Genomic DNA, 26,667 nt, shown 5'->3' on the forward strand with positions numbered 1-26,667 from the left:
CCATGAACGGTTCCGCCACCGGGGCGCTTCCGACCACGATCCCGGCCTACCTCGAGCAGCTACGCCGCTCGCTGGCCGGTGCCGACCCGGCGCTGGTCCAGGACGCGCTCTACGACGCCGAGGAGTACCTGCGCTCGGAGCTGGCCGAGAACCCCGGGCGCACCGAGGCCGAGGTGATCGCGTCGGTCGCCGGCAGCTACGGCGCGCCGGAGGAGGTCGCCGACATCTACCGCGACACGGAGGTGACGGTGCAGACCGCGCTGCGCACGCCGCGTCCGCCGCCGCGTCGCTCGCTGCTCGGGCGCTTCTTCGGCGTCGCGGCCGAGCCGCGCACGTACGCCGCGCTGTTCTACCTGCTGCTGTCGCTGGCGACCGGCATCTTCTATTTCACCTGGGTGGTCACCGGCGTGTCGCTGTCGGTCGGCCTGGCGGCGCTGATCATCGGCATCCCGTTCGTGATCGTGTATTTCGGCTCGGTGCGGCTGCTGTCGCTGGTCGAAGGCCGGCTGGTCGAGGTCATGCTCGGCGAGCGCATGCCGCGCCGCCCGCTGTACTCGACGCGCGGGCTGCCCCTGCTCAAGCGGATCGCCGAGCTGTTCACCGACCCGCGCGTGTGGGGCAGCCAGCTGTACTTCGTGCTGATGCTGCCGCTGGGCGTGGTCTATTTCACGATCGCGGCGACCGGGCTGTCGGTTGCGCTGTCGCTGATTGCCCTGCCGATCGCGCTGCTGCTGGGCTACGGCGGTCACCTGTTCGTGGACGGCTACAGCGTGCTCGACGCCAACCCGTGGTGGGCCGTGCCGGCCTGCGTGATCGGTGGCGTGCTGCTGCTGTTCGTGACCCTGCACGTCGCGCGCGGCATCGGCCTGATGCACGCGCAGCTGGCCAAGCACCTGCTGGTGAAGTGGGCGCAGTACTGACCCGGTGACCGGCGAAAACGCGGACGGCGCGGGGATCGCTCCCCGCGCCGTCTGCGTGTCTGCGGCCGGCGATCAGAAGTCGAACAGCTCGCCGAGCAGGTTCTTCTTGCGCTTGTGCTTGTAGTGGTCGCCGCCGTAACCGTGCGCGGGGTAGCGCGGCGTCTCGTACGCCGGCGGCGGTGCCTGGCGCGATGGCTGCGCCTGCACCGGCGGCGGGGCGGCCTCGGCGGACGCGCGCTCGATCAGCTTGTCGAGCTCGCCGCGGTCGAGCCAGACCCCGCGGCACTGCGGGCAGTAGTCGATCTCGATGCCCTGGCGGTCGGTCATGGCCAGTGCGACGTCACAGGTGGGACACTTCATCGGCAGCTCCATCGGGGCGGTCTTCCCGATGTCAGGCTGCCGGGGCGCCGATTCAAGCGGCGCGGGCGGGTCCGCGGCGAACCGCCGCATTGCGCACGGCGGCGGGCGGGGATCAGCGGCCGCGCGGTACCGCGCGCAGGCGGCGCTCGCCGGGCGGCTTCGCCCCGGTCTTGGCCGCGGGCACCTTGGCGGCGTGCGCGGCGATGAACTCCCGGACCTGAGGGTAGACCTGGGTGCGCCAGCGGCGGCCGCTGAAGATGCCGTAGTGGCCGGCGCCGCTGACCGTCAGGTGGCGCTGGTCGGCCTCGGGGATGCCGGTGCACAGCTTGTGCGCGGCGCGGGTCTGGCCCTGCCCGGAGATGTCGTCGAGCTCGCCCTCGATCGTCATCAGCGCGGTGCCGCGGATCTTCGACGGGTCGACGCGCTCGCCGCGCACGTCCCACAGGCCCTTCGGCAGCAGGTGCTGCTGGAACACGATGCGCACCGTGTCGAGGTAGTACTCGGCCGGCATGTCGAGCACGGCGTTGTACTCGTCGTAGAAGCGGCGGTGCGACTCGGCGTCCTCGAGGTCGCCCTTGACCAGGTGCTCGTAGAAGTCCCAGTGCGACTGGAAGTGGCGCTCGGGGTTCATCGCAACGAAGCCGCCGTGCTGCATGAAGCCCGGGTACACGCGGCGGCCGCCGCCGGGGTAGTTGGCCGGCACGGCGTGGATCAGGTTGGCCTCGAACCACCACAGCGGCTTCTCGACCGCGAGGTTGTTGACCTGGGTCGGGTTCTCGCGGGTGTCGATCGGCCCGCCCATCATCACCAGCGAGCGCGGGGTGGTCTCGCCGCGGCCGGCCATCAGCGACACCGCGGCCAGCACCGGCACGGTCGGCTGGCAGACGCTGATCACGTGCAGGGTGTCGGCGCCGATCGTGCGGATGAACTCCTGCACGTAGCCGATGTAGTCGTCGAGGGTGAAGCCGCCGGCCTCGGCCGGCACCATGCGCGCGTCGACCCAGTCGGTGATGTAGACCTTGTGGTCGCGCAGCAGCGTCTTGACCGTGTCTCGCAGCAGGGTGCTGTGGTGGCCCGACAGCGGGGCGACGACCAGCACCGGCGGGTCGTCCTTGAACGCGGCGATGCCGGCGGCGTCGTCGGCGAAGCGCTTGAAGCGCAGCAGCCGGCAGAACGGCTTGTCGACGACGACGCGCTCGACCACCGGGTACTCGGTGCCGTCGATCTCGACCTGGTGGATGCCGAACTCGGGCTTCTCGTAGTCCTTGCCGATCCGGTACATCAGCTCGTAGCCGGCGGCGATGCGCGACGCGCCCGGCACCGACGACAGCCAGCTGCCCGGCGCGCCGAACATCTTGGCGCCGGCGTCCGCCCAGTAGGTCATCGGCGCCATCCAGGCGCGGCCGAATTCGTGCATCTGGTAAAGCAGCATCGCGACGTCGTCCGGGAGGGATGATGCGCTGCAGCATACTCCGGCCCCGCGGGGGACGGATGAACCGGCGGGGAGGGGCCCCGCGGGGGTCCGCGCGGGGGCGGCGGGGTCAGGCCGGGACTTCGAGCGCGGCCGTGCCGTCGGCCAGCGCCGGGCCCAGCCACAGGTGCGAGCCCAGCGCGGTGAAGCCGTGCGCGGCCAGCCGCTCGCGGTAGAAGCGCGCCGGCCGGCGCTGGAAGCCGTGGGTGTCGCCCTCGATGCCGTCCTCGCGGGTGAACGTCTCCAGGAAGGCCACGCCGCCGCACAGCTCGGCCAGCCCGGGCAGGCCGCGGTCTAGCTCGCGCGCGTCGAGGTAGTGCATCACGTCGCTGCACACCAGCAGGTCGACCGGCGGGCACGGGCGCAGCAGCGCGAAGTCGCCGAAGCGCGCCAGGTGCAGGTTGCGGCGCGCGCCGTAGCGGCCGATCGCGTACTCGCTGGCGTCGAAGCCGAGGTAGGCCAGCTTCGGCCGCAGTTTCAGCAGCGGCGCGCGCCACGCGCCCTCGCCGCAGCCGACGTCCAGCACCGTGCGCAGCGGACGCTCGAGGTGGTACTCGGCGGTCGCGACGGCCAGCGCGACCTTGCGCGCAAGCCGCGCCGGGCCGCCGATCGCGGCGTCCTTCAGCGCGGGGTCGCGGTACCAGCGCTGGAAGTACGCGGCGTCGTAGGCCTTGGGGCGGGAGGTCGGCGGGGGCATGGCGGTCCTGCGTCGGGGCGGCGTGCGGTCGCGGGCGGCTGCGCGCGGCGTGGCATCCTAGCGCGCCCCCGCCACCCGACCGGAGCTTCGATGGATACGGCCTACGTTTGGACCAAGACCGCGCACCTGGTGTTCGTGATGGCGTGGATGGGCGGCGTGTTCTATTTGCCGCGCATCCTCGTCAACCTCGCCGAGGCCGGCGACGAACCGGCGGTGCGCGCGCGCCTGGTGCTGATGGGCCGCCGCCTGTACCGCTTCGGCCATTTGATGTTCGGGCTGGCGGTGCTGCTCGGCTTGGCGCTGTGGATGCACTTCGGCATCGGCGGCGGCTGGATGCACGCCAAGCTCGCGCTGGTCGCGCTGCTGTTCGCGTACTACATCGTCTGCGGGCGCTGGCTGAAGGGCGCCGAGGCCGGCAGGCCGCTGCCGTCGTCGAAGGCGCTGCGCTGGATCAACGAGCTGCCGGTGCTGGTGCTGGTCGCGATCGTCTACCTGGTGCTCGGCAAGCCGTTCTGACCGCGCGACCGCGCAGGGCCGGATCGTTGCCGCCGTGGGATGACGGCGTTGCGGCCGCGGCCTCGCGCCGGGCAGGGGCGCTCGGCTAAGGTGCGGGACGATGGCGCGGGCCGGTCCGCACCGAGGCGACGCGCATGGCCCTGCTGAAAGCCTGGTTCCGCATTCCGTTCTGGCAGCGCGTGCTGGCCGGCTTCGTGCTCGGCGCGCTCGCGGGCTGGCTGATGGGCCCGGCCGCCGACACCTGGTTCAAGCCGCTCGGCGACCTGTACGTCACCCTGATCAAGATGATCGCGGTGCCGCTGGTGTTCTTCGCGGTGATCAACGCGATCTCGTCGCTGCACGGCCAGAAGTCGATGGCCGCCCTCGGCGGGCGCACGTTCGCGTGGTTTGCGATCACCGCCGTGCTCGCGGTCGGCATCGGCCTGGCGGTCGGCATCGTGGTCCAGCCCGGCGCCGGCGTGGGCGCGCTGACGGTCGATCCGAATTTCGTGCCTCGCACCGTGCCGAGCCCGGTGCAGGTGCTGCTCGACGTGGTGCCGGCCAATCCGTTCTACGCACTGGCCGGCATCGGCACCCGGGTCAACGCCGCCGGCGAAACCGTGCTGGCGGCCGGCCGCGGCTCGATCCTGCCGGTGATCTTCTTCGCCGCGCTGCTCGGCTTTGCGATCGTCAAGCTCGGAGAGCGCGTGGCCGGCATGCGCAAGCTGGTCGGCGAGGCCAGCGACGTGATGATCCAGGTGACGCGCTTCGTGCTCGAGCTCACCCCGATCGGCACGTTCGGCCTGATCGCCTCGCTGGTCGGCGCCTACGGCTTCGGCAAGCTGCTGCCGCTGGGCTCGTTCGTGTTCGCGCTGTACCTGGCGTGCGCGCTGATGATCGTGGTCGTCTACGGCGGCCTGCTGCTCGCGCACGGGCTCAACCCGCTGAAGTTCTTCCGCGGCGCGGCGCCGGGCATGCAGGTCGGCTTCGTCGCCTCGTCGAGCTTCGCGGCGATGCCGGTGTCGCTCCGCTCGGTGACGCACAACCTCGGCGTCGACAAGGACTACGCGGCGTTCGCGGTGCCGCTGGGCGCGAGCATCAAGATGGACGGCTGCGGGGCGATCTACCCGGCGCTGTGCGCGGTGTTCATCGCCCAGTACACCGGCGTGCCGCTGACCGCCGACCAGTACCTGATCGTGATGATCGCCTCGGTGCTCGGCAGCTTCGGCACCGCCGGCGTGCCCGGCACCGCGGTGATCATGGCCACCGTGGTGCTCAGCGCGGCCGGGCTGCCGCTGGAAACGATCGGCTACCTGTACGCGATCGACCGCGTGCTCGACATGATGCGCACGATGACCAACGTGACCGGACAGATGCTGGTGCCGGTGCTGGTCGCGAAGGAAACCGGCCTGCTCGACCGCGAGGTCTACAACGCCGCGTCGAGCAACGTCGGCATCGCCGAGGGCGAAGAGCCCGGCACCCCGTAGGGCGGGCTCCAGCCCGCCAATGCCACACCGGTTCGCCCCGCGGCAATCCGCCGGGCGCCTGGCCGTGCATACGCGGCACGCGCATGCGCAGACAGCCCGACGCCATGGATGCGATCTCTGCGATCGCAGCGGGATGGCGGGCTCAGGCGCGCCTTACACCCGCGAGTAGCGCCACGACACCATGCGACCGTCGCGGTACGGCATCACGCCGTGGAACGGGCGCGGGTCGTCGTCGAACACCAGCGGCAGGAACTCGCGGTCACCTTCCCACATCGGCAGCTCGTGCAGGCGCTCCAGCGGCACCCACTCCAGCGTGCCCTCGGCGTTGCGCGCCGGCGGCGTGCCGTCGAACGCGGTGACGACGAACACGAAGCCGAGCCAGTCCTCCCCATGCTTGCCGAAGCCCGGCCAGCTGATCGTGCCGCGCAGCGACAGCGCGGTGCAGTCGATGCCGGCCTCCTCGACGATCTCGCGGCGCATGCCGGCGACGACGTCCTCGTCCGGCTCGAGCTTGCCGCCCAACCCGTTGTACTTGCCGAGCTGGTGGTCCTCGGGACGCGCGTTGCGGTGGACCATCAGCACCTCGCGGCCGTCCGGCGACAGCACGTAGCCGAGGGTCGCGACGATCGGGGTGTACGGCATCAGCGCGCGCCCTTCGACGCGTCGCGCTGCTCGTCGACGAGCTTGTCGAGGTTGCGTTCGGCGCGGTCGGCGTACGCGCGGCAGGTCATCGGCTCGGCGTGCGGCGCGGCGGTGTTGGCCGGCGTCCAGCCCGACGCGTCCGGGTGCGGGGTGATCAGCAGGTCGCACGGCAGCGCGCGCACGGCGGCGAAGCCGCGGCGGTAGTCGGCGACGATGTTCGGGTAGCGCGGGTTGTCGACCAGGTCGTAGCCGGGCGCGCTGAGGCTGTCGACGTAGGCGATGCGCAGCGGCGTGCCGGCGGGTCGGCGGCCTTCGATGGCGGTGTCGGTCCAGGTCCAGCTGGTGCTGCCGGGCGTGTGCGCCGGGGTGAAGTGCGCGGTGAAGCGCACGCCGCCGAGCTCGACCACCTCGCCGTCCATCACCAGGCGGTCGACCTTCGCCGGCGGGAACGGGATGCCGTCGCCATTGTGGATGTCGTCGGTGCCGCCGCGCGCCAGCAGCACCGCCGATTCGGCATTCGCGACGACGCGCGCGCCGGTCGCGCGGGCCAGCGCGGCGACCGGGCCGGCGTGGTCGGCGTGCGCGTGGCCGGCGAGGATCAGCTTGAGGTCGCCGGGCGCGACGCCGAGCGCGGCCATGCGCTGCAGCAGCATCGGCGCGGCCTGCGGCAGGCCGCCGTCGACCAGCACCGCGCCGGCGTCGGTCTTGACCAGCAGCGCGCTCAGGCCGGCGGTGCCGATGTAGTGGGTGCGCGCGCCGATCGCGAACGACGGCACCGGCTGGCGCCAGCTGTCCGGCGTCTCGTACCGGCCCGACGGCGGCAGCACCGGCTCGGCGGCGGAGGCGGACAGCGCGAGCAGCGCGAGCGCCGCAGGCAGGAGCGCGGGCACGGCGGGACGGTTGGGCATGGCGGTAGGCGTCGGCGGGGCGCGACAGTGTCCGCGATCGCCACCGCCGCTGTCAGCGGGCGCGTGACTTCCGGGGGGTTATCGCCATCGGCGACGCGGGGTAGGGTGCGGTTCCACTCCGGGGAAAGAAGGGGCGCTCCATGCGCATGCACCAGATCGCGGTGCTGCTGGGCGGATTCGCGTTGGCCGGTTCGACCGTTGCGTTCGATGCGAACGCGGCGGCCGGGCAGGGCGATCGCTGGTCCGTGCCGGTGGCCGTCAAGAAGCTCGACAACGGACTGACCGTGGTCGTGTCCGAGGACCACAGCTCGCCCACCGTCGGCATCAGCGTGGTCTACCACGTCGGCATGCGGCTCGAACCGAAGAACCGCACCGGCTTTGCGCACCTGTTCGAGCACCTGATGTTCGAGGGCACGCCCAACGCCGGCGAAGGCGTGTTCGACCGCGTGATCACCGGCGGCGGCGGCCGCAACAACGGCTCCACGCGCGCGGACTTCACCAACTACATCGAGGTCGCGCCGGCCTCGGCGCTCGAGCCGATCCTGTGGCTCGAGGCCGACCGCATGAAGACGCTCGACTTCAACCCGACCACGCTGAAGAACCAGCAGGACGTGGTGAAGGAGGAGATCCGCGTGAACGTGAAGAACCAGCCCTACGGCGGCTTCATGTGGATCGACATCGGCCAGCAGGCGTTCCAGAAGTGGGAGAACAACCACGACGGCTACGGCAGCTTCCAGGACCTGGAGAACGCCAGCCTGGAGGACGTCGCCGCGTTCCACCGCGACTACTACGGCCCGAACAACGCGGTGCTCGGCATCGCCGGCGACGTCACTCCCGAGCAGGGCTTCGCGCTGGCCGAGAAGTACTTCGGCGGCATTCCCGCGCGGCCGACGCCGAAGGCACCGGACTACCGCGAAGGCCTCAACACCCAGGAAAAGCGCATCACCCAGTCCGACGCGCTGGCGCAGGTGCCGGCCATCGCGGCGGCGTGGAAGATGCCCGACCGCGGCAGCCGCGACCAGGCGCCGATGGCGGTGCTGGGCGAACTGCTTGCCGGCGGCGACGCCTCGCGCCTGTACCAGGGTCTGGTCAAGGGCCGCGAGCTCGCGCTCAACGTCGACTCGCTGTACGGCCTGACCGACCCGTGGACCTACGACGGCCCGACGCTGTTCACCGTGTTCGCGCTGTACAAGCCGACCACCAACGCCGACGCGATGCTGAAGGCGATCGACGAGGAGGTCGCGCGCGTGGTCAAGGACGGCGTCGACGACGCGACGCTGGCGCGGGTCAAGACCCGCATGCTGGCCGACTGGTACAACTCGAACGAGGCGTTCATCAACCGCGCCGACACGCTCGCCAAGCTGCAGACGCTGTGGGGCGACGCCAACGTCGTCAACCAGGTCCCGGGCTGGATCGAAGCGGTGACGTCGGCCGACGTGCAGCGCGCCGCGCGCACCTACCTGACCACCGCCAACCGCACCGTCATCGACCGCAAGCCGGCCGCGATGCTCGCGCCCGCCGCGGCCGCGACGACGTCGAAGTAAGGAGACGACCATGACCCTGCACAAGACTCTCCTCGCCGTCGCGGTGTCGCTGGCGTTCGCCGGCGCGGCGGTGGCCGGCCCCAACGCGCCGCTGCCGAAAGATCTGCCGGCGTACGCGCCGGACCGGCCGCTGCCGGTCGCCGACATCGCCCAGAAGACCCTCGCCAACGGCATGACCGTGTGGGTGGTGCCGCGCGACGGCCTGCCGCGCGTCGACTACGTGCTCGCCGTGCGCGATGCCGGCTATTCGGCCGACGCCGCCGATGCGCCGGGCTTCGCCTCGATGCTCGCCGGCCTGCTCAGCGAAGGCACCGCCCAGCGCGATTCGAAGACCATCGCCGAAACCGCGCAGGGCTTCGGCGGCAGCGTTGGCGCCGGTGCCGGCAACGACGGCATCACCGTGTTCGGCAACGCGCTGGTGTCGAATGCCGCCGGGATGCTCGGCCTGCTGGCCGAGATCGCGCGCCAGCCGGCGTTCCCCGAGGGCGAAGTGAAGCTGGCCCAGGCCAACGCGCTGCAGGGGCTCAAGGCCTCCGAGGCGCAGCCGGCATTCAAGGCCGAGCGCGCGCTGGCGCAGGCGATCTACGGCGACCACCCCTACGCGCGGACGCAGCCGACCGAGGCCGCGATCACCGCGGTCACCCCGCAACAGCTGCGCGACGCGCACGCGCGCCGCTTCCGCCCGGAGCGCGCGCTGCTGGTGATCACCGGCCGCGTGTCGCCCGACGAAGGCTTCAAGCTGGCCGAGCAGGCGTTCGGCGACTGGCGTGCGACCGGGGCCGCTCCGCCGGCGCCGCCGAAGGCCACCGGCGCGGCCGCGACCAGCCGGGTGCTGGTGCAGCGACCGGGCAGCGTGCAGTCGGCGGTGCGGCTCGGCCGGCCGGCGATTGCCGCCACCGGCGAGGACTACATCCCGCTGCAGCTGGCCAACACCGTGCTCGGCGGCGGCTTCAGCAGCCGGCTGATGCAGAACCTGCGCGAGAACAAGGGCTACACGTACGGGGCGCGCTCGGGCGTCGGCGCGCTCGCCCACGGCGGGCGGATCAGCGCCAGTGCCGACGTGCGCAACGAGGTCACCGGCGCGGCGCTGAAGGAATTCTTCGCCGAGTACGCGCGGATGGGCAGCGAGCCGGTGCCGGCGCAGGAACTGGAAGACACCAAGCGCTACGTCGCCGGCGGCTACCTGATCAGCAACCAGCAGCAGGCCGCGGTCGCGTCGACGCTGGCGTCGAACTGGCTCGTCGGCCTGCCGCCGGAGTTCCTCGGCGAGTACGTGCCGAAGATCCGCGCGGTCGACGCGGCGCAGGTGCAGGCGATGGGCCGCAAGTACTTCGATCCGAAGGCCCAGTCGATTGTCGTGGTCGGCGACGACAAGGCCATTGCCGAGCAGCTCAAGGCGTACGGCGAGTTCGAGGTGCGGGCGAAGTAGGGCGGTCCAGTCGACCGCAGTCGGCGAACAACGTAACGGCCGGCGTCGCGAGACGCCGGCCGTTTTTCGTTCCGCGTTCGCGCCGACGACTACAGCTTCGGCAGCCCCTTGCGCGGCCGCGCGAACAGCCGCGCCGCCAGCAGCGCGGCCGGCACCGGCAGCAGCAGGCCGAGCGCGGCGACCCAGGTCGGGTGGTCCGGCACCATCACGATCATCGCGACCACGCCGGTCATCACCACCAGCCCGATCGCGATCGCCGCCGCATTGGCGTGGAACGCGATGCGCGCGGCCACCGCGGCGCCGGTGAATGCACCCAGCGTCCACGCCAGCACCAGCAGCGCGAACGCGCCGGTCGGCATTGCCGCCATCACCTGCGCGACCTGCGCCGGATCGCGCGGGTCGAGGCCCGGCGGCGGCGGGTACAGCGCGTGGCCAGCCATCTCGACGCCCATCGTCACCAGCCACATCGCGACCAGTCCGGCCACGATGCCGAGCACGGTTCGTCCCATCTGCAATCCCCCCGTCTGGAGGCGCCAGCTTTGCGCCGCCACGCCCGCGCCGCAAGGGGCGCGGCGCGCATAATCGGCGCGACTCCACGACGGAAGCCGACGATGCCCGCACCGACCCCGCGCCTGCTGGCCTTCGCCGGGAGCCTGCGCAGCGGCTCCTACAACCGCCGGCTGGTGCACGTGCTCGCCGACGGCGCGCGCGCGTCCGGCGCCGACGTGACCCTGATCGAACTGCGCGACCACCCGCTGCCGCTGTACGACGGCGACATCGAGGCGGCCGGCATGCCCGACGGCGTGCGCGTGCTGCAGCAGCTCGTGCGCGAGCACGACGGGCTGCTGGTCAGCACGCCCGAGTACAACGGCTCGATACCGGCGCTGGTCAAGAACACGCTCGACTGGATTTCGCGGCCGATGGCCGACGGGCGCTCCGGCACGACGCTGTTCACCGACAAGGTGGCCGGCATCGTGTCGGCGTCGCCGGGGCCGGCGGGCGGCCTGCGTTCGCTGATCGTGCTGCGCGACGCGCTGGCCAAGCTCGGCCTGGTCGTGGTGCCGCAGCAGGTCGCGGTCGGCCTCGCCGCCGAGCGGCTCCCCGAGACGGGCGTGCTGACCGACGAGCCCCTGCGCGCCGGCGTGCACGGCGTCGGCGCTGCCGCGGCCCGGCTGGCGCAGGCCCAGGCCCTGCTGCGGGCGAGCGCGGAGGTGGCGGCATGAGCGGGCAGCAGCGCGAACTGACGCTGCGCTTCCTGGCCGAGCCGACCGACGTCAACTACGGCGGCAAGGTCCACGGCGGCGTGGTGATGAAGTGGATCGACCAGGCCGGCTACGCGGCTGCGGTCGGCTGGAGCGGCCGCTACAGCGTGACGGTCGCGGTCGGCGGCATCCGCTTCGTCGCCCCGGTGCGGATCAGCGACCTGGTCACGGTCACCACCAAGCTGGTCTACACCGGCACCAGCAGCATGCATTTCTCCGTCGACGTCAGCGCGCGCGACCCGATGGGCGGCGAGGCGCGGCTGTGCACCCACTGCGTGATCGTGTTCGTCGCCCTCGACGGGGTCGAAGGCAAGCCCACCGCCGTGCCCAGCTGGGTGCCGGCCAGCGACGAGGACCGCCGCCTCTCCGAGTACGCGACCCGGGTCATGGAGCTCAGCAAGGGGATCGAGCAGACGATCGAGCGCTACCGCCAGCCCGCCGGCTAGTGGCGGGCGCCCCGCAACGAAAAAGGCCGCGCAGTGCGCGGCCTTTTCACGTCCGGGCGCGCGGGCCTCAGATGCCTTCGACCCGGCGGGCCTGCAGGAACTTGTTGCTCCAGTAGCCCTCGGTGAGGCTCGACACGGTGACGTCCTTGCCGCGGCTCGGCGCGTGCACGAAGCGGCCCTCACCGACGTAGATGCCCACGTGGTCGACCGTGCCGCGCTTGCCGAAGAACACCAGGTCGCCAGCGGTGAGCTTGGCGCGGTCGTCGATCAGCTGGCCGGTCTTGGCCATGTCGCGGGACACGCGCGGCAGCTCGATGCCGATCGCGTTGCGGAACACGTACCCGACCAGGCCGCTGCAGTCGAAGCCCTTGTCCGGGGACGTGCCGCCCCAGCGGTACGGGGTGCCCAGCAGCGCCATCGCGCGCTGCAGGACGGTCTTGACCTGGCCCGACGAGGCCGGCTCGCGGGTCGCCAGCGCGGCGCCCGGGATCAGCAAGCGGTTGAGGTCGGTCGCCAGCAGCAGGGCGCGGTCGGACACCGAGAGGGCGTCGGACAGGGCCGAGCGGGTGGCCGGGGCGACGTCGGCGGTGTCGGCGCGCAGCGAAGTGCTGTCGGCCGCGGCATCGGCGCCGGGGGCCTGCTGGGCGAGCGCCGGGGTGGCGGCGGCGAGCAGGAGGCAGGAAAGGACGGAGGCGAACACGCCGCGGCGGACGCGGACGGGGGTGGCGGCTTGGCGGCCTGGGCAGGTCGTATGGGTCGTCACGCGCTCATCACTAAATCGAAGACCGAGCGACCTTACCGGTGAAAGCGGTGTGATAGGTTCAAAAAATGTTAGAAATTAGTTAATGAATGCGGGCGGAGTTCCAGTTCCGGCCGAAACCGCAACCGATTCCGGGGCGGGGGTCAGCGCAGGACCCGCCGGGCGCCGGAGTAGTTGTCCCGCCAGTAGGCGCCGTCGAGGTGGTCCAGCCGCACCGTGCCGCCGCTGCTCGGGGCGTGCACGAACCGCCCCTGGCCGACATAGATGCCGACGTGGGTGACGCTGCCGCGGCTGCCGAAGAACACCAGGTCGGCGGCCGCCAGGCGTGCGGGGTCGATCCGGTCGCCCTGGTACTCGGCCAGCGCCCGGGAGGTCCTCGGCAGGCCGAGGTCGAGCATGTCGCGGAACACGTAGTTGACCAGCCCGCTGCAGTCGAAACCGCCCTCCGGCGAGTTGCCGCCGTAACGGTAGGGCGTGCCGACGAGGCTGATCGCGCGGATCACCACCGAATTGGCCGCGGCCGGATCGCCCGGGGCGACGACGGCCCAGTCGCGCTGCGGCGGCGGCGCGCGGCGGACGGTTTCGGGCGGGCGCCCGCAGCCGGCGACAAGCGCCGCGGCGATCAGCCCCACGAGGACGGCGCGGCGGCCCCGCGCTGGCGCGGGGGCAGGCTTGCCGGGATAATGCGCGGCCTTCGTCATCGGGCCACAGCATCCCCGCTGCGCCGCGCGACGACAAGCCTTCCACCGCAGCCGGTCGACGGCTGCACCGAGGTCGCCACCGCGGCGGCCGCCTCTCCCGGGCCGCCTTGGCCACCCATTCGAGTCCCGCAATGAAGATCGAGAAAGACCGCGTCGTCCGCTTCCACTACTCCGTTGCCGAAGTCGGCCAGGAGGCGCTGGAGAGCTCCGAGGGCCGCGACCCGCTGACCATCCTGGTCGGCCACGGCAACATCATCCCGGGCCTGGAGCAGGCGATGGACGGCCGCGAGGCCGGCGACAAGTTCGAGGTCGACGTCACCGCCGCCGACGCCTACGGCGAGCGCCGCGACGGCCTGACCCAGCGCGTGCCGAAGAAGCACTTCGGCGCGCAGAAGCTCGCCCCGGGCATGCAGGTCGTGCTGAACACCAACTTCGGCCCGCGCGCCGTGACCATCGAGAAGGTCGGCATGAGCGTCGTCGACGTCGACCTCAATCACCCGATGGCCGGCAAGGACCTGCACTTCGCGATCGAGATCGTCGACGTGCGCGAGGCCAGCCCCGAGGAAGTCGAGCACGGCCACGTGCACGGCGAGGGCGGCCACCAGCACTGACGCCTGGCTGCGAGCGCGACACCCGGACGGCCCGCGCGAGCGGGCCGTTCCGTTTCCGGGCCACCGGAAACCGGAGTTCCCGCCGGCCCACCGGCGGGCGCCGAGCGCGGCGCGCCACGGCCGCCGCCCCCCTGTCATGATCGCCGCCGACGCCTTCTCGAGCTGCGCCATGACCCTGACCGAACCGCTGTCCCCGATCGGCGCCCGCGAGCGCATCGTCGCGATGGACGTGCTGCGCGGCTTCGCGCTGCTCGGCATCCTGCTGATGAACATCGAGGCCTTCGTCGGCCCGCTGTTCGGCGCGATCACCGGGCTGGACCCGGCCCTGCGCGGCGCCGACCGGTTCGCCGATGCGGCGATCTACATCCTGGTGCAGGGCAAGTTCTACACGCTGTTCTCGCTGCTGTTCGGCATGGGCTTCGCGGTGATGCTTGCGCGCGCGCAGGCCGCCGGGCGCGGCTTCGTCGGCGTGTACCTGCGCCGCACCGCGATGCTGCTGGCGATCGGCCTGGTGCACGCGCTGCTGCTGTGGTCCGGCGACATCCTCACCGCCTACGCGGTGCTGGCGCCGGCGCTGCTGCTGTTCCGCAACACCCCCACCTCGCGCCTGCCGGTCTGGGCGCTAGTGCTGTACCTGCTGCCGATCGCGCTGGTGCTGGCGCTGGGCGCGCTCGGCTCGCTGGCGCAGCTGGTGCCGGCCGCCGCCAAGGAAATGGACGCCGCGCTGGCCGAGCAGGGGCGCGTGATGGGGGACGCGCTCGACGCGCAGCGCCGCATCTACGCCGACGGCACCTACGCCGAGGCGGTCGCGCGCCGGGTGGCGGACATGCAGCTGTTCTTCACCCACGTCGCCACGGTGATGGGCTGGCAGATCGTCGGGCTGTTCCTGCTCGGGGCATGGTTCGTCCGCAGCGGCGCGATCGCGAACCCGGAATCGCACGCGCGGCTGTACGCACGGCTGCGCACCCTCGGCTTCCCGATCGGGCTGGCGCTGACGCTGGCGTCGTTCGTCCTGCTGCCGACGGTCGACTTCGCGCGGATGGACCTGGTCAGCAGCGCGGCCACCGCGCTGGCGCTGGCCGGCAGCCTGCTGATGTGCCTGGGCTACGTGGCGTGGATCGTGCGCGGGCTGCAGTCCCCTGCGTGGGCGCCGCGTCTGGCGCTGCTGGCGCCGGCCGGGCGCATGGCGCTGACCAACTACCTGATGCAGACGGTGGTCTGCACCTTCGTGTTCTACGGCTACGGGCTGGGCTACTTCGAGCAGCTGTCGCGCGCGTGGCAGGTGCCGTTCGCGCTCGCGCTGTTCGCGCTGCAGGTCGCGGCCAGCCACTGGTGGCTGCGCCGGTTCCGGATGGGGCCGATGGAGTGGCTGTGGCGCGCGGCCACGTACCTGCGCCTGCCGCCGCTGCGCCACGCCGCCGCCGCGGCGTGAGTCGCGGCGCGCGTCCGCCGCGCGGCAGGGCGGACGCGCCGGGCATAATTGGCGTCCCTCCGCACACCGGCCGGCAATGTCGAGTCGCGACCACGATGTCCTGATCATCGGCGCCGGCGTCATCGGCCTGGCGTCCGCGCTGGCCCTGCTGGAATCCGGCCGCAGCGTGCGCGTCATCGACGCCGGCGCGATCGGCGGCGGCGCCTCGAAGGGCAACTGCGGCACGATCACGCCGAGCCATGCGCCGCCGCTGGCCGCGCCGGGCATGGTCGGGGTCGCGCTGCGCTGGATGCTGACGCCCGACGCGCCGCTGTACGTCAAGCCGCGGATCGACCCGCTGCTGTGGCAGTGGCTGCTGCGCTTCGCCGCGCGCTGCAACGTGCGCGACTGGCGGGCCAGCACCGCGGCGAAGGCGGCGATCCTCAACGATTCGCGCGCGCGGCTGGCGCAGTGGGTGCGCGACTACGGGCTGCAGTGCGAATTCGCCGAGTCCGGCGTCGACTACGTGTACCGCGACCGGCAGGCCTTCGCCCATGCGCAGGCCGGCATCGGCGCGCTGCGCGAGGCCGGCATCCCGGTAGCGATCGTCGACGCGGCGGCGTACGAGGCCGCCGAGCCCGCATTCAAGCCCGGCCTTGCCGGCGTGGTCCGCTTCGATGGCGACGCGGCGCTGCGGCCGGACCGCTACGTGGCCGAGCTGGCGCGCGCGGTCCGCCAGCGCGGCGGCGAGATCCTCGAGGACTGCGCGTTCGGCGCGCTCGACAGCACCGACGGGGTAGTCACGGTAGAAACGGCGCTCGGCCCGATGCGCGCGCGCGACGTGGTCGTCGCCGTCGGTGCGTGGTCGCCGCGGCTGGCGCTGGCGATCGGCGCGCCGTCGCTGCGGCTGGCGATGCAGCCGGGCAAGGGCTATTCGATCACCTACTCGCGACCGGCACGGGTGCCGTCGCGGCCGGTGGTGCTGAAGGAGCGGCAGGTCTGCGTCAGCGCGTGGGCCGACGGCTTCCGGCTCGGCAGCACGATGGAATTCTCGGGCTACGACGACACCCTCAATGCGCGCCGCCTCGGCGCGCTCGAGCGCGGCGCGGCCGAGTACCTGCACGAGCCGGTCGGACCGCAGCTGCGCGAACGCTGGTACGGGTGGCGGCCCATGAGCGGCGACGACGTGCCGATCATCGGCCGCGTGCCGGCGCGCGATGGCGTCTGGCTGGCGACCGGCCACGGCATGCTCGGCGTCAGCATGAGCGCGGCCACCGGTCAGCTGGTCGCCGACCTGCTGTGCGGGCGCACCCCGGCGATCGACCCCGCGCCGTTCCGGCCCGAGCGTTTCGCCTGATCGGGATAACGGGCGTGCGCGGGCACCGTCCGCATCGCCCGCCCGCTACGATCGACCCGGCGCACGCTGTGTGGCGCGACCGACGGGAACCGGCATGGACCGCGACTTCGACCTGATCGTCATCGGCGGCGGCTCCGGCGGACTGGCCGGCGCGTTCCGCGCGGCCGAGCACGGCGCGCGCGTCGCGCTGCTGGAGCCGCACCTGCTCGGCGGCACGTGCGTCAACGTCGGCTGCGTGCCGAAGAAGGCGATGTGGCTGGCCGCCGAGATCGCCGCGCGGCTGCGCATCGCGCCGACGCTCGGCTTCGCGCCGGGGTCGGCCGAGCTGGACTGGCCGACCTTCATCGTCCACCGCCAGCGCTACATCGCCGGGATCCACGACAGCTACCGGCGTCGCCTCGACGCGGCCGGGATCGTGTCGATCGCCTCCCGGGCCCGCTTCATTGCACCGCACGCGGTGCAGTGCGACGACGGCGTGCGCCTCGGCGCGCGCCGGATCCTGATCGCGACGGGCGGCGAGCCGGTCCGTCCGGCGATCCCCGGCGCCGACCTCGGCGCGGTGTCGGACGACTTCTTCCAGTGGACGGCGGCGCCGGCTCGGGTCGCGATCGTCGGCGGCGGCTACGTGGCGGTCGAGCTGGCCGGCGTGCTGCAGGCGCTCGGCAGCCGGGTCGAGATGTTCGTGCGCGGTCCCCGGCTGCTCGACGGTTTCGATCCCGAGCTCACCGAACTTCTGGCCGAGGACTACCGTCAGGCCGGCGTGCACGTGCACCTGGGCGCTGCGTGCGGCGCGGTGGAGCGCGACGCCGACGGGCGGCGCATGGTCCTCGACGCCGCCGGCGGGGCGCACGGGCCGTTCGACCAGGTGCTGTTCGCGACCGGGCGCCGCGCCAGCACCGCGTCGCTTGCGCTCGACGTCGCCGGCGTCGTCACCGACGCGCGCGGCAGCATCGTCGTCGATGCCTGGCAGGCCACCAGCGTCGAGGGCGTGTACGCGGTCGGCGACGTCACCGCGCAGCCGGCGCTGACGCCGGTGGCGATCGCCGCGGCGCGGCGGCTGATGTCGCGGCTGTACGGCGGAATCGTCGATGCGCGGGTCGACCTGCGCGACGTACCGACCGTCGTGTTCTCGCACCCGCCGCTCGCGCGGGTCGGCCTGACCGGGGACGAGGCGCGCGCCGAGCACGGGGAGGAGGCGGTGACGGTGCTGCGCGCTGGCTTCCGGCCGATGCTGCACGCGCTTGCCGACTCGCCGCAGCGCAGCCTGTTCAAACTGGTGTGCGTCGGCCCCGAGCGGCGCGTGGTCGGCATCCACCTGCTCGGCGAAGGCGCCGACGAGATCCTGCAGGGCTTCGCGGTCGCGCTGAAGCGCGGCATCACCCTCGACGACCTGCACGACACCATCGCGATCCACCCGACCAGCGCGGAAGAAGTGGTGCTGATGCGGTAGGGCGCCGCCCGGCGCTCGCCTCCGCATCGCAGTTGGCGGGTGCGTGATGGCGCGAAACGGGGGCGCGCAGCCGGTGGCGGGCCGGGGCCGCCCTACAATCGGCCGATGGACACGCTCGACACCGTCAACCTGCACCGCGGCACCGCGCCGCTGCTGGTCAGCCTGCCGCACGACGGCAACGCGATCCCGGATGACCTTGCAACACGGATGACGGCGGAGGCGCGCCGCGCCCCGGACACGGACTGGCACGTCGCGCGGCTGTACGACTTCGCCCGCGAGCTGGGCGCATCGGTGCTGGTGCCGCGGTACTCGCGCTACGTGGTCGACCTCAACCGCCCGCCCGACGACACCTCGCTGTACCCGGGCCAGAACACCACAGGACTCTGCCCGGCGGTGCGCTTCGACGGCGGGGCGGTGTACCTCGATGGCCAGGCGCCTGCGCCCGACGAGGTGGCCGCGCGGGTCGACCGCTACTGGCGCCCGTACCACGACGCCCTGCAGGGCGAACTGGCGCGGCTGCGCGCCGCGCACGGCCGGGCGACGCTGTGGGAGGGCCATTCGATCCGGGGCAGCGACCTGCCGTTCCTGTTCCCGGGACGGCTGCCGGACCTCAACCTCGGCACCGCCGGCGGCGCGAGCTGCTCGCCGGCCCTGCAGCAGCGGCTCGAGGCCGTCCTGGCCGGCCAATCGCGTTACGACTGGGTGGCGAACGGACGCTTCAAGGGCGGGTACATCACCCGCCAGTACGGCGACCCGGCGAACGGCGTCGATGCCGTGCAGCTGGAGATCAGCCAGCGCATCTACATGGACGAAACCACGTTCGCCTACGACGACGCGCTCGCCGGCCAGACGCAGGGTGTCCTGCGCAGCCTGCTGCTCGCGGCCTTGCGGTAGCGGTACGACCAGGGGGGACAGGGCATGAAGAACCACAATCCGGCCGGAAAGGGCCTGCGCTTCGCGCAGACGCGCCAGCGCCTCGTCGCAATGACGGTGCTGGCCACGATGGCTCTGCTGGTCTGGCTGGCGTGGAGCGGCCGCTACGACGTGGAAATCAACCGCTTTGCCGAGTGGCTGCAGCGCCAGGCCGGGCACGTCGCCAACGGCGTCCGCAACCTGTTCTGAGCGCGGCCGCCGGCGCGATGCGTCGGCGGCGGTCGAATCAGACCTCGAGCGTGGCCAGGTCGCCCTTGGCCTCGAGCCACGACTTGCGGTCGCCGGCGCGCTTCTTCGCCAGCAGCATGTCCATCAGCGAGTGGGTGTCGGCACTGTCGTCCACGGTCAGCTGCACCAGCCGGCGCGTGTCCGGGTGGATCGTCGACTCGCGCAGCTGCGCCGGATTCATCTCGCCCAGGCCCTTGAAGCGGGTCACGTTGACCGCGCCGCCGGAGCCCTTCTTGCGATCGGATTTCTCGCGCTCGATCTTCTCCAGCACGATCCGTTTTTCCTCTTCGTCCAGCGCGTACATCACCTGCTTGCCCACGTCGATGCGGAACAGCGGCGGCATCGCGACGAACACATGGCCCGCGGCGACGAGCGACGGGAAGTGCCTGAGGAACAGCGCGGTCAGCAGCGTGGCGATGTGCAGGCCGTCGGAGTCGGCATCGGCGAGGATCACGACCTTGCCGTAGCGCAGGCCGGTGAGGTCGTCCTTGCCCGGGTCGCAGCCGATCGCGACGGCCAGGTCGTGCACTTCCTGCGATGCCAGCACGCTACCGGAGGCGACTTCCCAGGTGTTCAGGATCTTGCCGCGCAGCGGCAGGATCGCCTGGAAGTCCTTGTCGCGGGCCTGGCGCGCGCTGCCGCCGGCCGAGTCGCCCTCGACCAGGAACAACTCGGTACGCGAGAGGTCCTGGCTGATGCAGTCGGCGAGCTTGCCGGGCAGGGCGGGGCCCTGCGTGACCTTCTTGCGCGTCACCTGCTTCTCGGTCTTCAGCCGCGCGCTGGCGCGCTCGATCGCCAGCTGCGCGATCTTCTCGCCCATCTCGGTGTGCTGGTTGAGCCACAGCGAGAACGCGTCGTGCGCGGCGCCCTCGACGAACCCGGCCGCCTGGCGCGAGCTCAACCGCTCCTTGGTCTGGCCGCTGAACTGCGGGTCGGTCATCTTGATGCTGAGGACGAAGGCGACGCGGTCCCACACGTCCTCCGGCGCGAGCTTCACGCCGCGCGGCAGCAGGTTGCGGAAGTCGCAGAATTCGCGCAGCGCGTCGGTGAAGCCGCTGCGCAGGCCGTTGACGTGCGTGCCGTGCTGCGCGGTGGGGATCAGGTTGACGTAGCTCTCCTGCACCAGCTCGCCGTCGGGCACCCACGCCACGGCCCAGTCGACGACCTCGGTGTCCTTCTTCAGGCTGCCGACGAACAGCTCCGGCGGCAGCAGCTCGCGGTCGGACAGTTCGCCGCGCAGGTAGTCGCGCAGCCCGTCCTCGTAGAACCACTGCAGCCGCTCGCCGCTGGCTTCGTCGAACAGCGACACGGTGAGGCCGGGGCACAGCACGGCCTTGGCGCGCAGCACGTGCTTGAGCGCGCGCAGGTTGAACTTGGGCGTGTCGAAGTACTTGCCGTCCGGCCAGAACCGCACGCGGGTGCCGGTGTTCTTCTTGCCGACGGTGCCGATGACTTCCAGCGGCGTGGCGCGGTCGCCGTGCCTGAAGGTCATCCGGTACTCGTTGCCGTCGCGCTTGATCCGCACGTCGACCAGGGTCGACAGCGCGTTGACCACGCTGACGCCGACGCCGTGCAGGCCGCCGGAGAACGTGTAGTTCTTGTTGCTGAACTTTCCGCCGGCGTGCAGCCGGGTCAGGATCAGCTCGACGCCGGGAATCTTTTCCTCCGGGTGGATGTCCACCGGCATGCCGCGGCCATCGTCGGAGACCTCGCAGCTGCCGTCGGCGTAGAGCGTCACTTCGATCGCGCGCGCGTGGCCGGCCAGGGCCTCGTCGACGGCGTTGTCGATGACCTCCTGCGCCAGGTGGTTCGGACGCGAAGTATCGGTGTACATGCCGGGCCGGCGCTTGACCGGGTCGAGGCCCGACAGGACCTCGATGTCCGCGGCGTTGTAGCGGTTGTTCATTAGTCAGACTGCTAACAAAGCGGAGCGGCGAGAATGGCGACGGCGCCGGAGCCGGTCAAGGCGCGCGACGCTTGTGTCACGCAGTCGGCAAGGTGAAGGGTTCGTTGTTCAGTGGCGAGCACGGGTGGCATCGCTACGGTGCGGTGGTCGCTGAGGGGAGCGGCTTCACGCAAGCCCTTGTTCCGTATCCCTTGTTCCACTTGGCAGCACAGGAGACCACGCATGAATTTCCGCAAGCTCACCATCGCCACGGCCATCGCCATGGTCCTCGCCGCCCCGGCCGCGTTCGCGCAGGGCGCCGGTGCAAAGGGCGGCGCTTCGATCGGCGCGCAGGCCGGTCCGGTCGGCGCCCAGGCCCAGGCCGGCGTCGACGCCCAGGTGCGCACCGACGTGATCCGCGACGCGGCCACGACCGCGCGCGATGCCGGCGACCAGGTCGGCACCGCCGTCCGCGACGCCGCCCGCACCGGCGCGCAGGCGACCGAAAAGGCCAGCGATACCGCGGTCGACAAGGTCCAGGCCAACGCCAACGCCAATGCGAATTCGACGCTCGGCACGGGCGAGGAGCCGACCGACACGCCGGAGCCGGAGGAAGACGACGAGTAAGCCGGTTGGCATCAGCGCCACGTTGCACCACGACGCCCCGGTTCGCCGGGGCGTCTTGTTTTGCACGCGTTCATCGAAACGAGGGCTCGCCGCCGGGTCGCGTGCGGCGGGCCCGAACCCAGGCCAGGCGGGGCTTTGCGGGGCATCGCGCGGTGCACCGTCGCGCCGACCCCGCGCGTGGCCGGGCGCGGCGGCAATCCGGGAAATCCTTCACACGGCGATTCGGGTTCAGTCGGCGGCCACGCTGCGCTGCCTAGGGTCGCCACGTCGCAGATGGCGACCCCTTGTCCTCAGGAGAAATGTCATGAACCGGAACTCGCTCATTCTGTCCCTCGCCATTGCCGCCGTGATCGCCGCACCGTCGGCCAGCGCGCAGCTGCTCGGCGGCGGCGTCAACATTGGCGGCGGCGGCGGCATCCAGGCCGGCCCGGCCAGCATCGGCGGCGGCGCGCAGGTGCGCGGCGATGCCGCGCTGCGCACCGACGCGGTCCGCGACACCACGCGCCGCGTGCGCGATGCCGCGGTCCGCACCGGCGCCGCCGCCGAAGGCGCGGCCAACGCGACGGTGAACGCCGGCCAGCAGGTCGCCGCCGACGCCGCCGCCCGCGCCCAGGCCTCGGCCACCGGTGCCGGCCAGGCGGCCGCGCAGGTCGGCGAGCGCGCCGCTTCGACCGTCGGCTCGACGCTGGCCACCGATGTCGCCGCGCAGGGCAGCGCGACGCTCGGCGTTGACGCCGCCGCGAACGCGAGCGACCGCGCCGTGGCGGCCGTGTCCGGCAACGCGACAGCCGCGGCGAACAGCGCGGTGACCGGCCAGGCGGGTGCTGCCGAGCCGACCGCGCCGTCCGCCGACGGCGACGCGGTCCCGGCCGAGCCGACCGACGACCGGGCCGACCGCCGCGAAGGCCGTCGTGCCGACGGGAAGCGCCCGACGCCGTAACGGGCGCGCGTCGCCACGCGGCAAGCTCCACACAGCGCCCCGGTTCGCCGGGGCGCTGTGCATCCGGGGCTCTTGCATGCCCCCGGCCCGCGCGCTCGGCGGGGCATGCGGATGGACCGTTGCGCGTCAAGCGGTCGCGGCCCGCGCAGTCAGCCGGTAAACTACGGCTTTCCAGCGGCAGCAATCCCATGACCCCCCTGATTTTCGTCACCGGCGGCGTGGTGTCCTCGCTTGGCAAGGGCATCGCGGCCGCCTCGCTGGCGGCCATCCTCGAAGCGCGCGGCCTGCGCGTGACGATGATGAAGCTGGACCCGTACATCAACGTCGACCCGGGCACGATGAGCCCGTTCCAGCACGGCGAGGTGTACGTCACCGACGACGGCGCCGAGACCGACCTGGACCTGGGCCATTACGAGCGCTACGTCCGCACCCGGCTCAGCCGCAAGAACTCGATCACCACCGGCCGGATCTACGAGAACGTGATCCGCAAGGAGCGCCGCGGCGACTACCTCGGCGGCACCGTGCAGGTGATCCCGCACATCACCGACGAGATCAAGCGCTGCATCGTCGAGGCCACCGAAGGCTTCGACGTCGGCCTGGTCGAGATCGGCGGCACGGTCGGTGATATCGAGTCGCTGCCGTTCCTGGAGGCGATCCGCCAGATCCGCAGCGAGCGCGGCCCCGAGGGCGCGCTGTTCATGCACCTGACGCTGGTGCCGTACATCGCCGCCGCGGGCGAGCTGAAGACGAAGCCGACCCAGCATTCGGTCAAGGAGCTGCGGTCGATCGGCATCCAGCCCGACGTGCTGCTGTGCCGCTCCGAGCAGCCGCTGCCGGACAGCGAGCGCCGCAAGATCGCGCTGTTCACCAACGTGCCCGAGCGCGCGGTGATCTCGGCCGTCGACCTGGACAACATCTACAAGCTGCCGCAGTGGCTGCACGACCAGGGGCTCGACACGATCGTGATCAGCCGCCTGCACCTGAAGGCCGGCGACGCCGACCTGTCGGAGTGGAACGCCGTCGTCGACGCGACCGAGCATCCGGTCGACGAGGTCACGATCGCCGTGGTCGGCAAGTACATCGACCACCAGGATGCGTACAAGTCGCTGGCCGAGGCGCTCAAGCACGGCGGCCTGCGCCAGCGCACCCGGGTGCGGCTGAAGTGGCTGGAATCGACCGACGTCGAGCGCGACGGCGCGGCGGCGCTCGAAGGCGTCGACGGCATCCTGGTGCCCGGCGGCTTCGGCGACCGCGGCTTCGAAGGCAAGGTCGCCACCGCGCAGTACGCCCGCGAGCACGGCGTGCCGTATTTCGGCATCTGCTACGGCATGCAGGCCGCCGTCGTGGACTACGCGCGTCACGTCGCGCACCTGGAAGGCGCCAACAGCACCGAGAACGACAAGAACAGCCCGTACCCGGTGATCGGCCTGATCACCGAGTGGCGCACGGCCAGCGGCGACGTCGAACGCCGCAGCGAAGACAGCGACCTCGGCGGCACGATGCGCCTGGGCCTGCAGGACCAGCGCCTCAAGCCCGGTTCGCTCGCCCGCGAGCTGTACGGCAAGGACGTCGTCGGCGAGCGCCACCGCCATCGCTACGAGTTCAACAACCGCTACCTGGCGCAGCTCGAGCACGCCGGCCTGGTCATCAGCGCCAAGTCGATGGACGAGACGCTGGTCGAGATGGTCGAACTGCCGAAGTCGCAGCACCCGTGGTTCCTGGCTTGCCAGGCGCACCCGGAATTCCTGTCGACGCCGCGCGACGGCCACCCGCTGTTCATCGGCTTCATCCGCGCCGCGCGCGAGCACAAGGCGCATGCCGGCCAGTCCGCCGGTGGGCGGCTGCTGAAGGAAGCCACCGCGTGATGGCAGCGGTACCGCGTCGCCCGTCCCCCTCGACCCCCGCGGCCCGCGCCGCGGCACCGGGAGCAACACGATGAAGCTGTGTGGATTCGAGGTTGGCCTCGACCAGCCGTTCTTCCTGATCGCCGGTCCGTGCGTGATCGAGTCGATGGAGCTGCAGATGGAGACGGCCGGGCGGCTGAAGGAGATCACCTCCGAGCTCGGCATCCCTTTCATCTTCAAGTCGAGCTTCGACAAGGCCAACCGCACGTCGGGCAGCAGCTTCCGCGGGCCGGGCCTGGAGGGCGGGCTGAAGGTGCTGGCCGAGGTCAAGCGCCAGCTCGGCGTGCCGGTGCTGACCGACGTGCACGAGTACACGCCGATGGACGAGGTCGCGTCGGTCGTCGACGTGCTGCAGACCCCGGCGTTCCTGTGCCGGCAGACGGACTTCATCCAGAACGTCGCCCGCGCCGGCAAGCCGGTCAACATCAAGAAGGGCCAGTTCCTGTCGCCGTGGGAAATGAAGCACGTGACCGACAAGGCGCGCGCGACCGGCAACGAGCAGATCATGGCGTGCGAGCGCGGCGTCAGCTTCGGCTACAACAACCTCGTCAGCGACATGCGCTCACTGAGCGTGATGCGCGATACCGGGTGCCCGGTCGTGTTCGACGCGACCCATTCGGTGCAGCTGCCGGGCGGCGCCGGCGGCAAGAGCGGCGGCCAGCGCGAGTTCGTGCCGGTGCTGTCGCGCGCGGCGATGGCCGTCGGCATCAGCGGCATCTTCATGGAAACCCACCCGGACCCCGAGAAGGCGCTGTCCGACGGCCCCAATGCGTGGCCGCTGCCGAAGATGCGCGCGCTGCTGGAGACGCTGAAGCAGCTCGACGAGATCACCAAGCGCAACGGTTTCCTCGAGGCCGACGCGTAAGCGCCGCCCGAACCCACTCCCACACTGCACAGACCCCACCGACCCGATGACCACGATCGCCAAAGTCCACGCCCGCGAAATCCTCGACAGCCGCGGGAACCCGACGCTCGAAGCCGAGGTCACCCTCGCCGACGGCAGCTTCGGCCGCGCGATGGTGCCGTCCGGCGCGTCGACCGGGACCAAGGAGGCCGTGGAGCTGCGCGACGGCGACAAGACGCGCTACCTCGGCAAGGGCGTGCGTCGCGCGGTCGAGAACGTCAACGGCGCGATCGCGCAGGCGCTCGGCGGGTTCGACGCGTCCGACCAGGCCGGGCTGGACCGCCGCCTGATCGACCTCGACGGCACCGAAAACAAGGGCCGCCTGGGCGCGAATGCGCTGCTGGGCGTGTCGATGGCCAACGCGCACGCGGTGGCTGCGTCGAAGAAGCTGCCGCTGTGGAAGCACCTGGCCGGCGACCGCGCCGTGGCGCTGCCGGTGCCGATGATGAACATCATCAACGGCGGTGCGCATGCCGACAACAACGTCGACCTGCAGGAGTTCATGGTGCTGCCGGTCGGCTTCGACAGCTTCGCCGAGAGCCTGCGCGCCGGCACCGAGGTGTTCCATGCGCTGAAGTCGGTGCTGAAGGGCCGCGGGCTCAGTACGGCGGTCGGCGACGAGGGCGGCTTCGCGCCGGACCTGCGCAGCAACGAGGAAGCGCTGGAAACCATCCTCGAGGCGATCGGCAAGGCCGGCTACAAGGCCGGCGAGGACATCCTGCTCGGCCTGGACTGCGCCGCGAGCGAGTTCTTCGACAATGGCAAGTACAACCTCACCGGCGAAGGCAAGCGCCTGACCAGCGAGCAGTTCGTCGACTTCCTCGCCAACTGGGCCGCGCAGTACCCGATCGTGACGATCGAGGACGGCATGGACGAGGGCGACTGGGCCGGCTGGAAGCTGCTGACGGAGAAGATCGGCCACAAGGTGCAGCTGGTCGGCGACGACCTGTTCGTGACCAATCCGAAGATCTTCCGCGACGGCATCGACCAGAAGGTCGCCAACGCGATCCTGATCAAGGTCAACCAGATCGGAACGCTGACCGAGACCCTCGAGGCGATCGCGATGGCCGACGCCCACGGCTACGCCGCGGTCGTCTCGCACCGTTCGGGCGAGACCGAGGACACCACGATCGCCGACATCGCCGTGGCCACCACCGCGACCCAGATCAAGACCGGCTCGCTGTGCCGCAGCGACCGCGTCGCCAAGTACAACCAGCTGCTGCGCATCGAGGAACAGCTCGGTGCCGCCGCCCGCTATGCCGGCCGCGACGCGTTCGTCTCGCTGAAGCGCTGAC

The 26,667-nt window shown here is 71.6% G+C and carries 27 protein-coding genes; 18 read left to right on the forward strand and 9 right to left on the reverse strand.

All coding sequences use genetic code 11. The features are described 5' to 3' along the window. Positions 1-2 precede the first annotated feature (2 nt). Positions 3-920 (forward strand): sensor domain-containing protein, encoded by a 918-nt coding sequence (locus tag D3A60_RS04920; RefSeq protein ID WP_407062759.1) that lies wholly within the window; start codon positions 3-5, stop codon positions 918-920. Between the two features lie 72 nt (positions 921-992). Here the strand turns inward: D3A60_RS04920 and D3A60_RS04925 are convergent, their stop codons facing one another. The 3 genes from D3A60_RS04925 to D3A60_RS04935 form a co-directional block, all read right to left on the reverse strand. Continuing rightward, positions 993-1,280: a TFIIB-type zinc ribbon-containing protein gene (locus D3A60_RS04925; protein ID WP_119718977.1), complete on the reverse strand. Its 288-nt coding sequence runs from the start codon at positions 1,278-1,280 to the stop codon at positions 993-995. 112 nt (positions 1,281-1,392) lie between these two features. Continuing rightward, positions 1,393-2,712 carry a polyhydroxyalkanoate depolymerase gene (locus D3A60_RS04930; protein ID WP_196778654.1) on the reverse strand — a complete coding sequence of 440 codons (1,320 nt, stop codon included), beginning with the start codon at positions 2,710-2,712 and terminating at the stop codon, positions 1,393-1,395. A 109-nt stretch (positions 2,713-2,821) separates the two neighbouring features. Continuing rightward, positions 2,822-3,448, reverse strand: coding sequence for a class I SAM-dependent DNA methyltransferase (locus D3A60_RS04935; RefSeq protein WP_119717635.1), 627 nt, complete (start codon positions 3,446-3,448; stop codon positions 2,822-2,824). Positions 3,449-3,538: 90 nt separating this feature from the next. Between D3A60_RS04935 and D3A60_RS04940 the strand changes: the two genes are divergently transcribed. Next, positions 3,539-3,964: a CopD family protein gene (locus D3A60_RS04940; RefSeq protein ID WP_119717636.1), complete on the forward strand. Its 426-nt coding sequence runs from the start codon at positions 3,539-3,541 to the stop codon at positions 3,962-3,964. Between the two features lie 134 nt (positions 3,965-4,098). Further along, positions 4,099-5,430 carry a dicarboxylate/amino acid:cation symporter gene (locus D3A60_RS04945; RefSeq protein ID WP_119717637.1) on the forward strand — a complete coding sequence of 444 codons (1,332 nt, stop codon included), beginning with the start codon at positions 4,099-4,101 and terminating at the stop codon, positions 5,428-5,430. 153 nt (positions 5,431-5,583) lie between these two features. Here D3A60_RS04945 and D3A60_RS04950 read toward each other — a convergent pair whose 3' ends face one another. Both D3A60_RS04950 and bla read right to left on the reverse strand, forming a co-directional pair. After that, positions 5,584-6,072, reverse strand: a complete 489-nt coding sequence (locus D3A60_RS04950) for an NUDIX hydrolase (RefSeq protein ID WP_119717638.1) — start codon at positions 6,070-6,072, stop codon at positions 5,584-5,586. After that, positions 6,072-6,980: a subclass B3 metallo-beta-lactamase gene (gene bla / locus D3A60_RS04955; RefSeq protein WP_119717639.1), complete on the reverse strand. Its 909-nt coding sequence runs from the start codon at positions 6,978-6,980 to the stop codon at positions 6,072-6,074. The genes D3A60_RS04950 and bla overlap by 1 nt, the downstream gene beginning before the upstream one ends. A gap of 140 nt (positions 6,981-7,120) precedes the next feature. Between bla and D3A60_RS04960 the strand changes: the two genes are divergently transcribed. Together D3A60_RS04960 and D3A60_RS04965 are read left to right on the forward strand one after the other, a co-directional pair. After that, positions 7,121-8,524 carry a M16 family metallopeptidase gene (locus tag D3A60_RS04960; RefSeq protein WP_119717640.1) on the forward strand — a complete coding sequence of 468 codons (1,404 nt, stop codon included), beginning with the start codon at positions 7,121-7,123 and terminating at the stop codon, positions 8,522-8,524. A gap of 10 nt (positions 8,525-8,534) precedes the next feature. After that, entirely contained in the window at positions 8,535-9,953 is a 1,419-nt protein-coding gene (locus tag D3A60_RS04965) for a M16 family metallopeptidase (protein WP_196778655.1), read from the forward strand. Positions 9,954-10,042: 89 nt separating this feature from the next. Here D3A60_RS04965 and D3A60_RS04970 read toward each other — a convergent pair whose 3' ends face one another. Next, on the reverse strand, positions 10,043-10,468 hold the full coding sequence (locus tag D3A60_RS04970; protein WP_196778656.1) for a hypothetical protein: 426 nt from the start codon (positions 10,466-10,468) through the stop codon (positions 10,043-10,045). A gap of 96 nt (positions 10,469-10,564) precedes the next feature. On the opposite strand from D3A60_RS04970, the gene D3A60_RS04975 reads away from it, so the two are divergent. Together D3A60_RS04975 and D3A60_RS04980 are read left to right on the forward strand one after the other, a co-directional pair. Beyond that, entirely contained in the window at positions 10,565-11,176 is a 612-nt protein-coding gene (locus D3A60_RS04975; RefSeq protein WP_119717642.1) for an NADPH-dependent FMN reductase, read from the forward strand. Next, positions 11,173-11,661 carry an acyl-CoA thioesterase gene (locus D3A60_RS04980; protein WP_119717643.1) on the forward strand — a complete coding sequence of 163 codons (489 nt, stop codon included), beginning with the start codon at positions 11,173-11,175 and terminating at the stop codon, positions 11,659-11,661. The genes D3A60_RS04975 and D3A60_RS04980 overlap by 4 nt, the downstream gene beginning before the upstream one ends. A 67-nt stretch (positions 11,662-11,728) precedes the next feature. On the opposite strand, the gene D3A60_RS04985 is transcribed toward D3A60_RS04980, so the two are convergent. Further along, positions 11,729-12,361 carry a C40 family peptidase gene (locus tag D3A60_RS04985; protein WP_196778657.1) on the reverse strand — a complete coding sequence of 211 codons (633 nt, stop codon included), beginning with the start codon at positions 12,359-12,361 and terminating at the stop codon, positions 11,729-11,731. 203 nt (positions 12,362-12,564) lie between these two features. Then, a complete protein-coding gene (locus tag D3A60_RS04990) occupies positions 12,565-13,122 on the reverse strand; it encodes a C40 family peptidase (RefSeq protein WP_119717645.1) in 558 nt (185 codons plus the stop codon). A gap of 131 nt (positions 13,123-13,253) precedes the next feature. On the opposite strand from D3A60_RS04990, the gene D3A60_RS04995 reads away from it, so the two are divergent. The 6 genes from D3A60_RS04995 to D3A60_RS05020 all read left to right on the forward strand — a co-directional run bounded on the left by D3A60_RS04995 (position 13,254) and on the right by D3A60_RS05020 (position 19,073). Then, complete coding sequence (locus D3A60_RS04995; protein WP_119717646.1) at positions 13,254-13,733, forward strand: FKBP-type peptidyl-prolyl cis-trans isomerase; 480 nt, start codon at positions 13,254-13,256, stop codon at positions 13,731-13,733. A gap of 169 nt (positions 13,734-13,902) precedes the next feature. Then, on the forward strand, positions 13,903-15,165 hold the full coding sequence (locus D3A60_RS05000; protein ID WP_119717647.1) for a DUF418 domain-containing protein: 1,263 nt from the start codon (positions 13,903-13,905) through the stop codon (positions 15,163-15,165). Between the two features lie 76 nt (positions 15,166-15,241). After that, a complete protein-coding gene (locus D3A60_RS05005) occupies positions 15,242-16,501 on the forward strand; it encodes an NAD(P)/FAD-dependent oxidoreductase (RefSeq protein ID WP_119717648.1) in 1,260 nt (419 codons plus the stop codon). A 94-nt stretch (positions 16,502-16,595) separates the two neighbouring features. Continuing rightward, complete coding sequence (gene gorA / locus D3A60_RS05010) at positions 16,596-17,951, forward strand: glutathione-disulfide reductase (protein WP_119717649.1); 1,356 nt, start codon at positions 16,596-16,598, stop codon at positions 17,949-17,951. A 105-nt stretch (positions 17,952-18,056) separates the two neighbouring features. Further along, on the forward strand, positions 18,057-18,845 hold the full coding sequence (gene hutG / locus D3A60_RS05015) for an N-formylglutamate deformylase (protein WP_119717650.1): 789 nt from the start codon (positions 18,057-18,059) through the stop codon (positions 18,843-18,845). 24 nt (positions 18,846-18,869) lie between these two features. After that, the gene (locus tag D3A60_RS05020) at positions 18,870-19,073 is read left to right on the forward strand and encodes a hypothetical protein (protein ID WP_119717651.1); all 204 of its coding nucleotides are present in this window, start codon (positions 18,870-18,872) and stop codon (positions 19,071-19,073) included. Between the two features lie 37 nt (positions 19,074-19,110). Here the strand turns inward: D3A60_RS05020 and parE are convergent, their stop codons facing one another. Then, positions 19,111-21,018: a DNA topoisomerase IV subunit B gene (parE, locus tag D3A60_RS05025; RefSeq protein ID WP_119717652.1), complete on the reverse strand. Its 1,908-nt coding sequence runs from the start codon at positions 21,016-21,018 to the stop codon at positions 19,111-19,113. A gap of 222 nt (positions 21,019-21,240) precedes the next feature. Here parE and D3A60_RS05030 point away from each other — a divergent pair, with 222 nt between their 5' ends. The 5 genes from D3A60_RS05030 (at position 21,241) to eno (ending at position 26,666) form a co-directional block, all read left to right on the forward strand. Then, a complete protein-coding gene (locus tag D3A60_RS05030; protein WP_119717653.1) occupies positions 21,241-21,624 on the forward strand; it encodes a hypothetical protein in 384 nt (127 codons plus the stop codon). 304 nt (positions 21,625-21,928) lie between these two features. Then, positions 21,929-22,564 (forward strand): hypothetical protein, encoded by a 636-nt coding sequence (locus tag D3A60_RS05035; RefSeq protein ID WP_119717654.1) that lies wholly within the window; start codon positions 21,929-21,931, stop codon positions 22,562-22,564. A gap of 188 nt (positions 22,565-22,752) precedes the next feature. Then, positions 22,753-24,429 (forward strand): CTP synthase, encoded by a 1,677-nt coding sequence (locus D3A60_RS05040; protein ID WP_119717655.1) that lies wholly within the window; start codon positions 22,753-22,755, stop codon positions 24,427-24,429. A gap of 70 nt (positions 24,430-24,499) precedes the next feature. Continuing rightward, on the forward strand, positions 24,500-25,333 hold the full coding sequence (gene kdsA, locus D3A60_RS05045) for a 3-deoxy-8-phosphooctulonate synthase (RefSeq protein ID WP_119717656.1): 834 nt from the start codon (positions 24,500-24,502) through the stop codon (positions 25,331-25,333). A 46-nt stretch (positions 25,334-25,379) separates the two neighbouring features. Further along, complete coding sequence (gene eno / locus D3A60_RS05050) at positions 25,380-26,666, forward strand: phosphopyruvate hydratase (RefSeq protein ID WP_119717657.1); 1,287 nt, start codon at positions 25,380-25,382, stop codon at positions 26,664-26,666. Position 26,667 lies beyond the last annotated feature (1 nt).

The organism is Cognatilysobacter tabacisoli, from assembly GCF_003586305.1.
Lineage (GTDB): Bacteria > Pseudomonadota > Gammaproteobacteria > Xanthomonadales > Xanthomonadaceae > Cognatilysobacter_A > Cognatilysobacter_A tabacisoli.

Coding starts and splice junctions, on each gene's coding strand:
- D3A60_RS04920 (WP_407062759.1), top strand. CDS start 3: ATGAACGGTTCCGCCACCGGGGCGCTTCCGACCACGATCCCGGCCTAC.
- D3A60_RS04925 (WP_119718977.1), bottom strand. CDS start 1,280: ATGAAGTGTCCCACCTGTGACGTCGCACTGGCCATGACCGACCGCCAG.
- D3A60_RS04930 (WP_196778654.1), bottom strand. CDS start 2,712: ATGCTGCTTTACCAGATGCACGAATTCGGCCGCGCCTGGATGGCGCCG.
- D3A60_RS04935 (WP_119717635.1), bottom strand. CDS start 3,448: ATGCCCCCGCCGACCTCCCGCCCCAAGGCCTACGACGCCGCGTACTTC.
- D3A60_RS04940 (WP_119717636.1), top strand. CDS start 3,539: ATGGATACGGCCTACGTTTGGACCAAGACCGCGCACCTGGTGTTCGTG.
- D3A60_RS04945 (WP_119717637.1), top strand. CDS start 4,099: ATGGCCCTGCTGAAAGCCTGGTTCCGCATTCCGTTCTGGCAGCGCGTG.
- D3A60_RS04950 (WP_119717638.1), bottom strand. CDS start 6,072: ATGCCGTACACCCCGATCGTCGCGACCCTCGGCTACGTGCTGTCGCCG.
- bla (WP_119717639.1), bottom strand. CDS start 6,980: ATGCCCAACCGTCCCGCCGTGCCCGCGCTCCTGCCTGCGGCGCTCGCG.
- D3A60_RS04960 (WP_119717640.1), top strand. CDS start 7,121: ATGCGCATGCACCAGATCGCGGTGCTGCTGGGCGGATTCGCGTTGGCC.
- D3A60_RS04965 (WP_196778655.1), top strand. CDS start 8,535: ATGACCCTGCACAAGACTCTCCTCGCCGTCGCGGTGTCGCTGGCGTTC.
- D3A60_RS04975 (WP_119717642.1), top strand. CDS start 10,565: ATGCCCGCACCGACCCCGCGCCTGCTGGCCTTCGCCGGGAGCCTGCGC.
- D3A60_RS04980 (WP_119717643.1), top strand. CDS start 11,173: ATGAGCGGGCAGCAGCGCGAACTGACGCTGCGCTTCCTGGCCGAGCCG.
- D3A60_RS04990 (WP_119717645.1), bottom strand. CDS start 13,122: ATGACGAAGGCCGCGCATTATCCCGGCAAGCCTGCCCCCGCGCCAGCG.
- D3A60_RS04995 (WP_119717646.1), top strand. CDS start 13,254: ATGAAGATCGAGAAAGACCGCGTCGTCCGCTTCCACTACTCCGTTGCC.
- D3A60_RS05000 (WP_119717647.1), top strand. CDS start 13,903: ATGACCCTGACCGAACCGCTGTCCCCGATCGGCGCCCGCGAGCGCATC.
- D3A60_RS05005 (WP_119717648.1), top strand. CDS start 15,242: ATGTCGAGTCGCGACCACGATGTCCTGATCATCGGCGCCGGCGTCATC.
- gorA (WP_119717649.1), top strand. CDS start 16,596: ATGGACCGCGACTTCGACCTGATCGTCATCGGCGGCGGCTCCGGCGGA.
- hutG (WP_119717650.1), top strand. CDS start 18,057: ATGGACACGCTCGACACCGTCAACCTGCACCGCGGCACCGCGCCGCTG.
- D3A60_RS05020 (WP_119717651.1), top strand. CDS start 18,870: ATGAAGAACCACAATCCGGCCGGAAAGGGCCTGCGCTTCGCGCAGACG.
- parE (WP_119717652.1), bottom strand. CDS start 21,018: ATGAACAACCGCTACAACGCCGCGGACATCGAGGTCCTGTCGGGCCTC.
- D3A60_RS05030 (WP_119717653.1), top strand. CDS start 21,241: ATGAATTTCCGCAAGCTCACCATCGCCACGGCCATCGCCATGGTCCTC.
- D3A60_RS05035 (WP_119717654.1), top strand. CDS start 21,929: ATGAACCGGAACTCGCTCATTCTGTCCCTCGCCATTGCCGCCGTGATC.
- D3A60_RS05040 (WP_119717655.1), top strand. CDS start 22,753: ATGACCCCCCTGATTTTCGTCACCGGCGGCGTGGTGTCCTCGCTTGGC.
- kdsA (WP_119717656.1), top strand. CDS start 24,500: ATGAAGCTGTGTGGATTCGAGGTTGGCCTCGACCAGCCGTTCTTCCTG.
- eno (WP_119717657.1), top strand. CDS start 25,380: ATGACCACGATCGCCAAAGTCCACGCCCGCGAAATCCTCGACAGCCGC.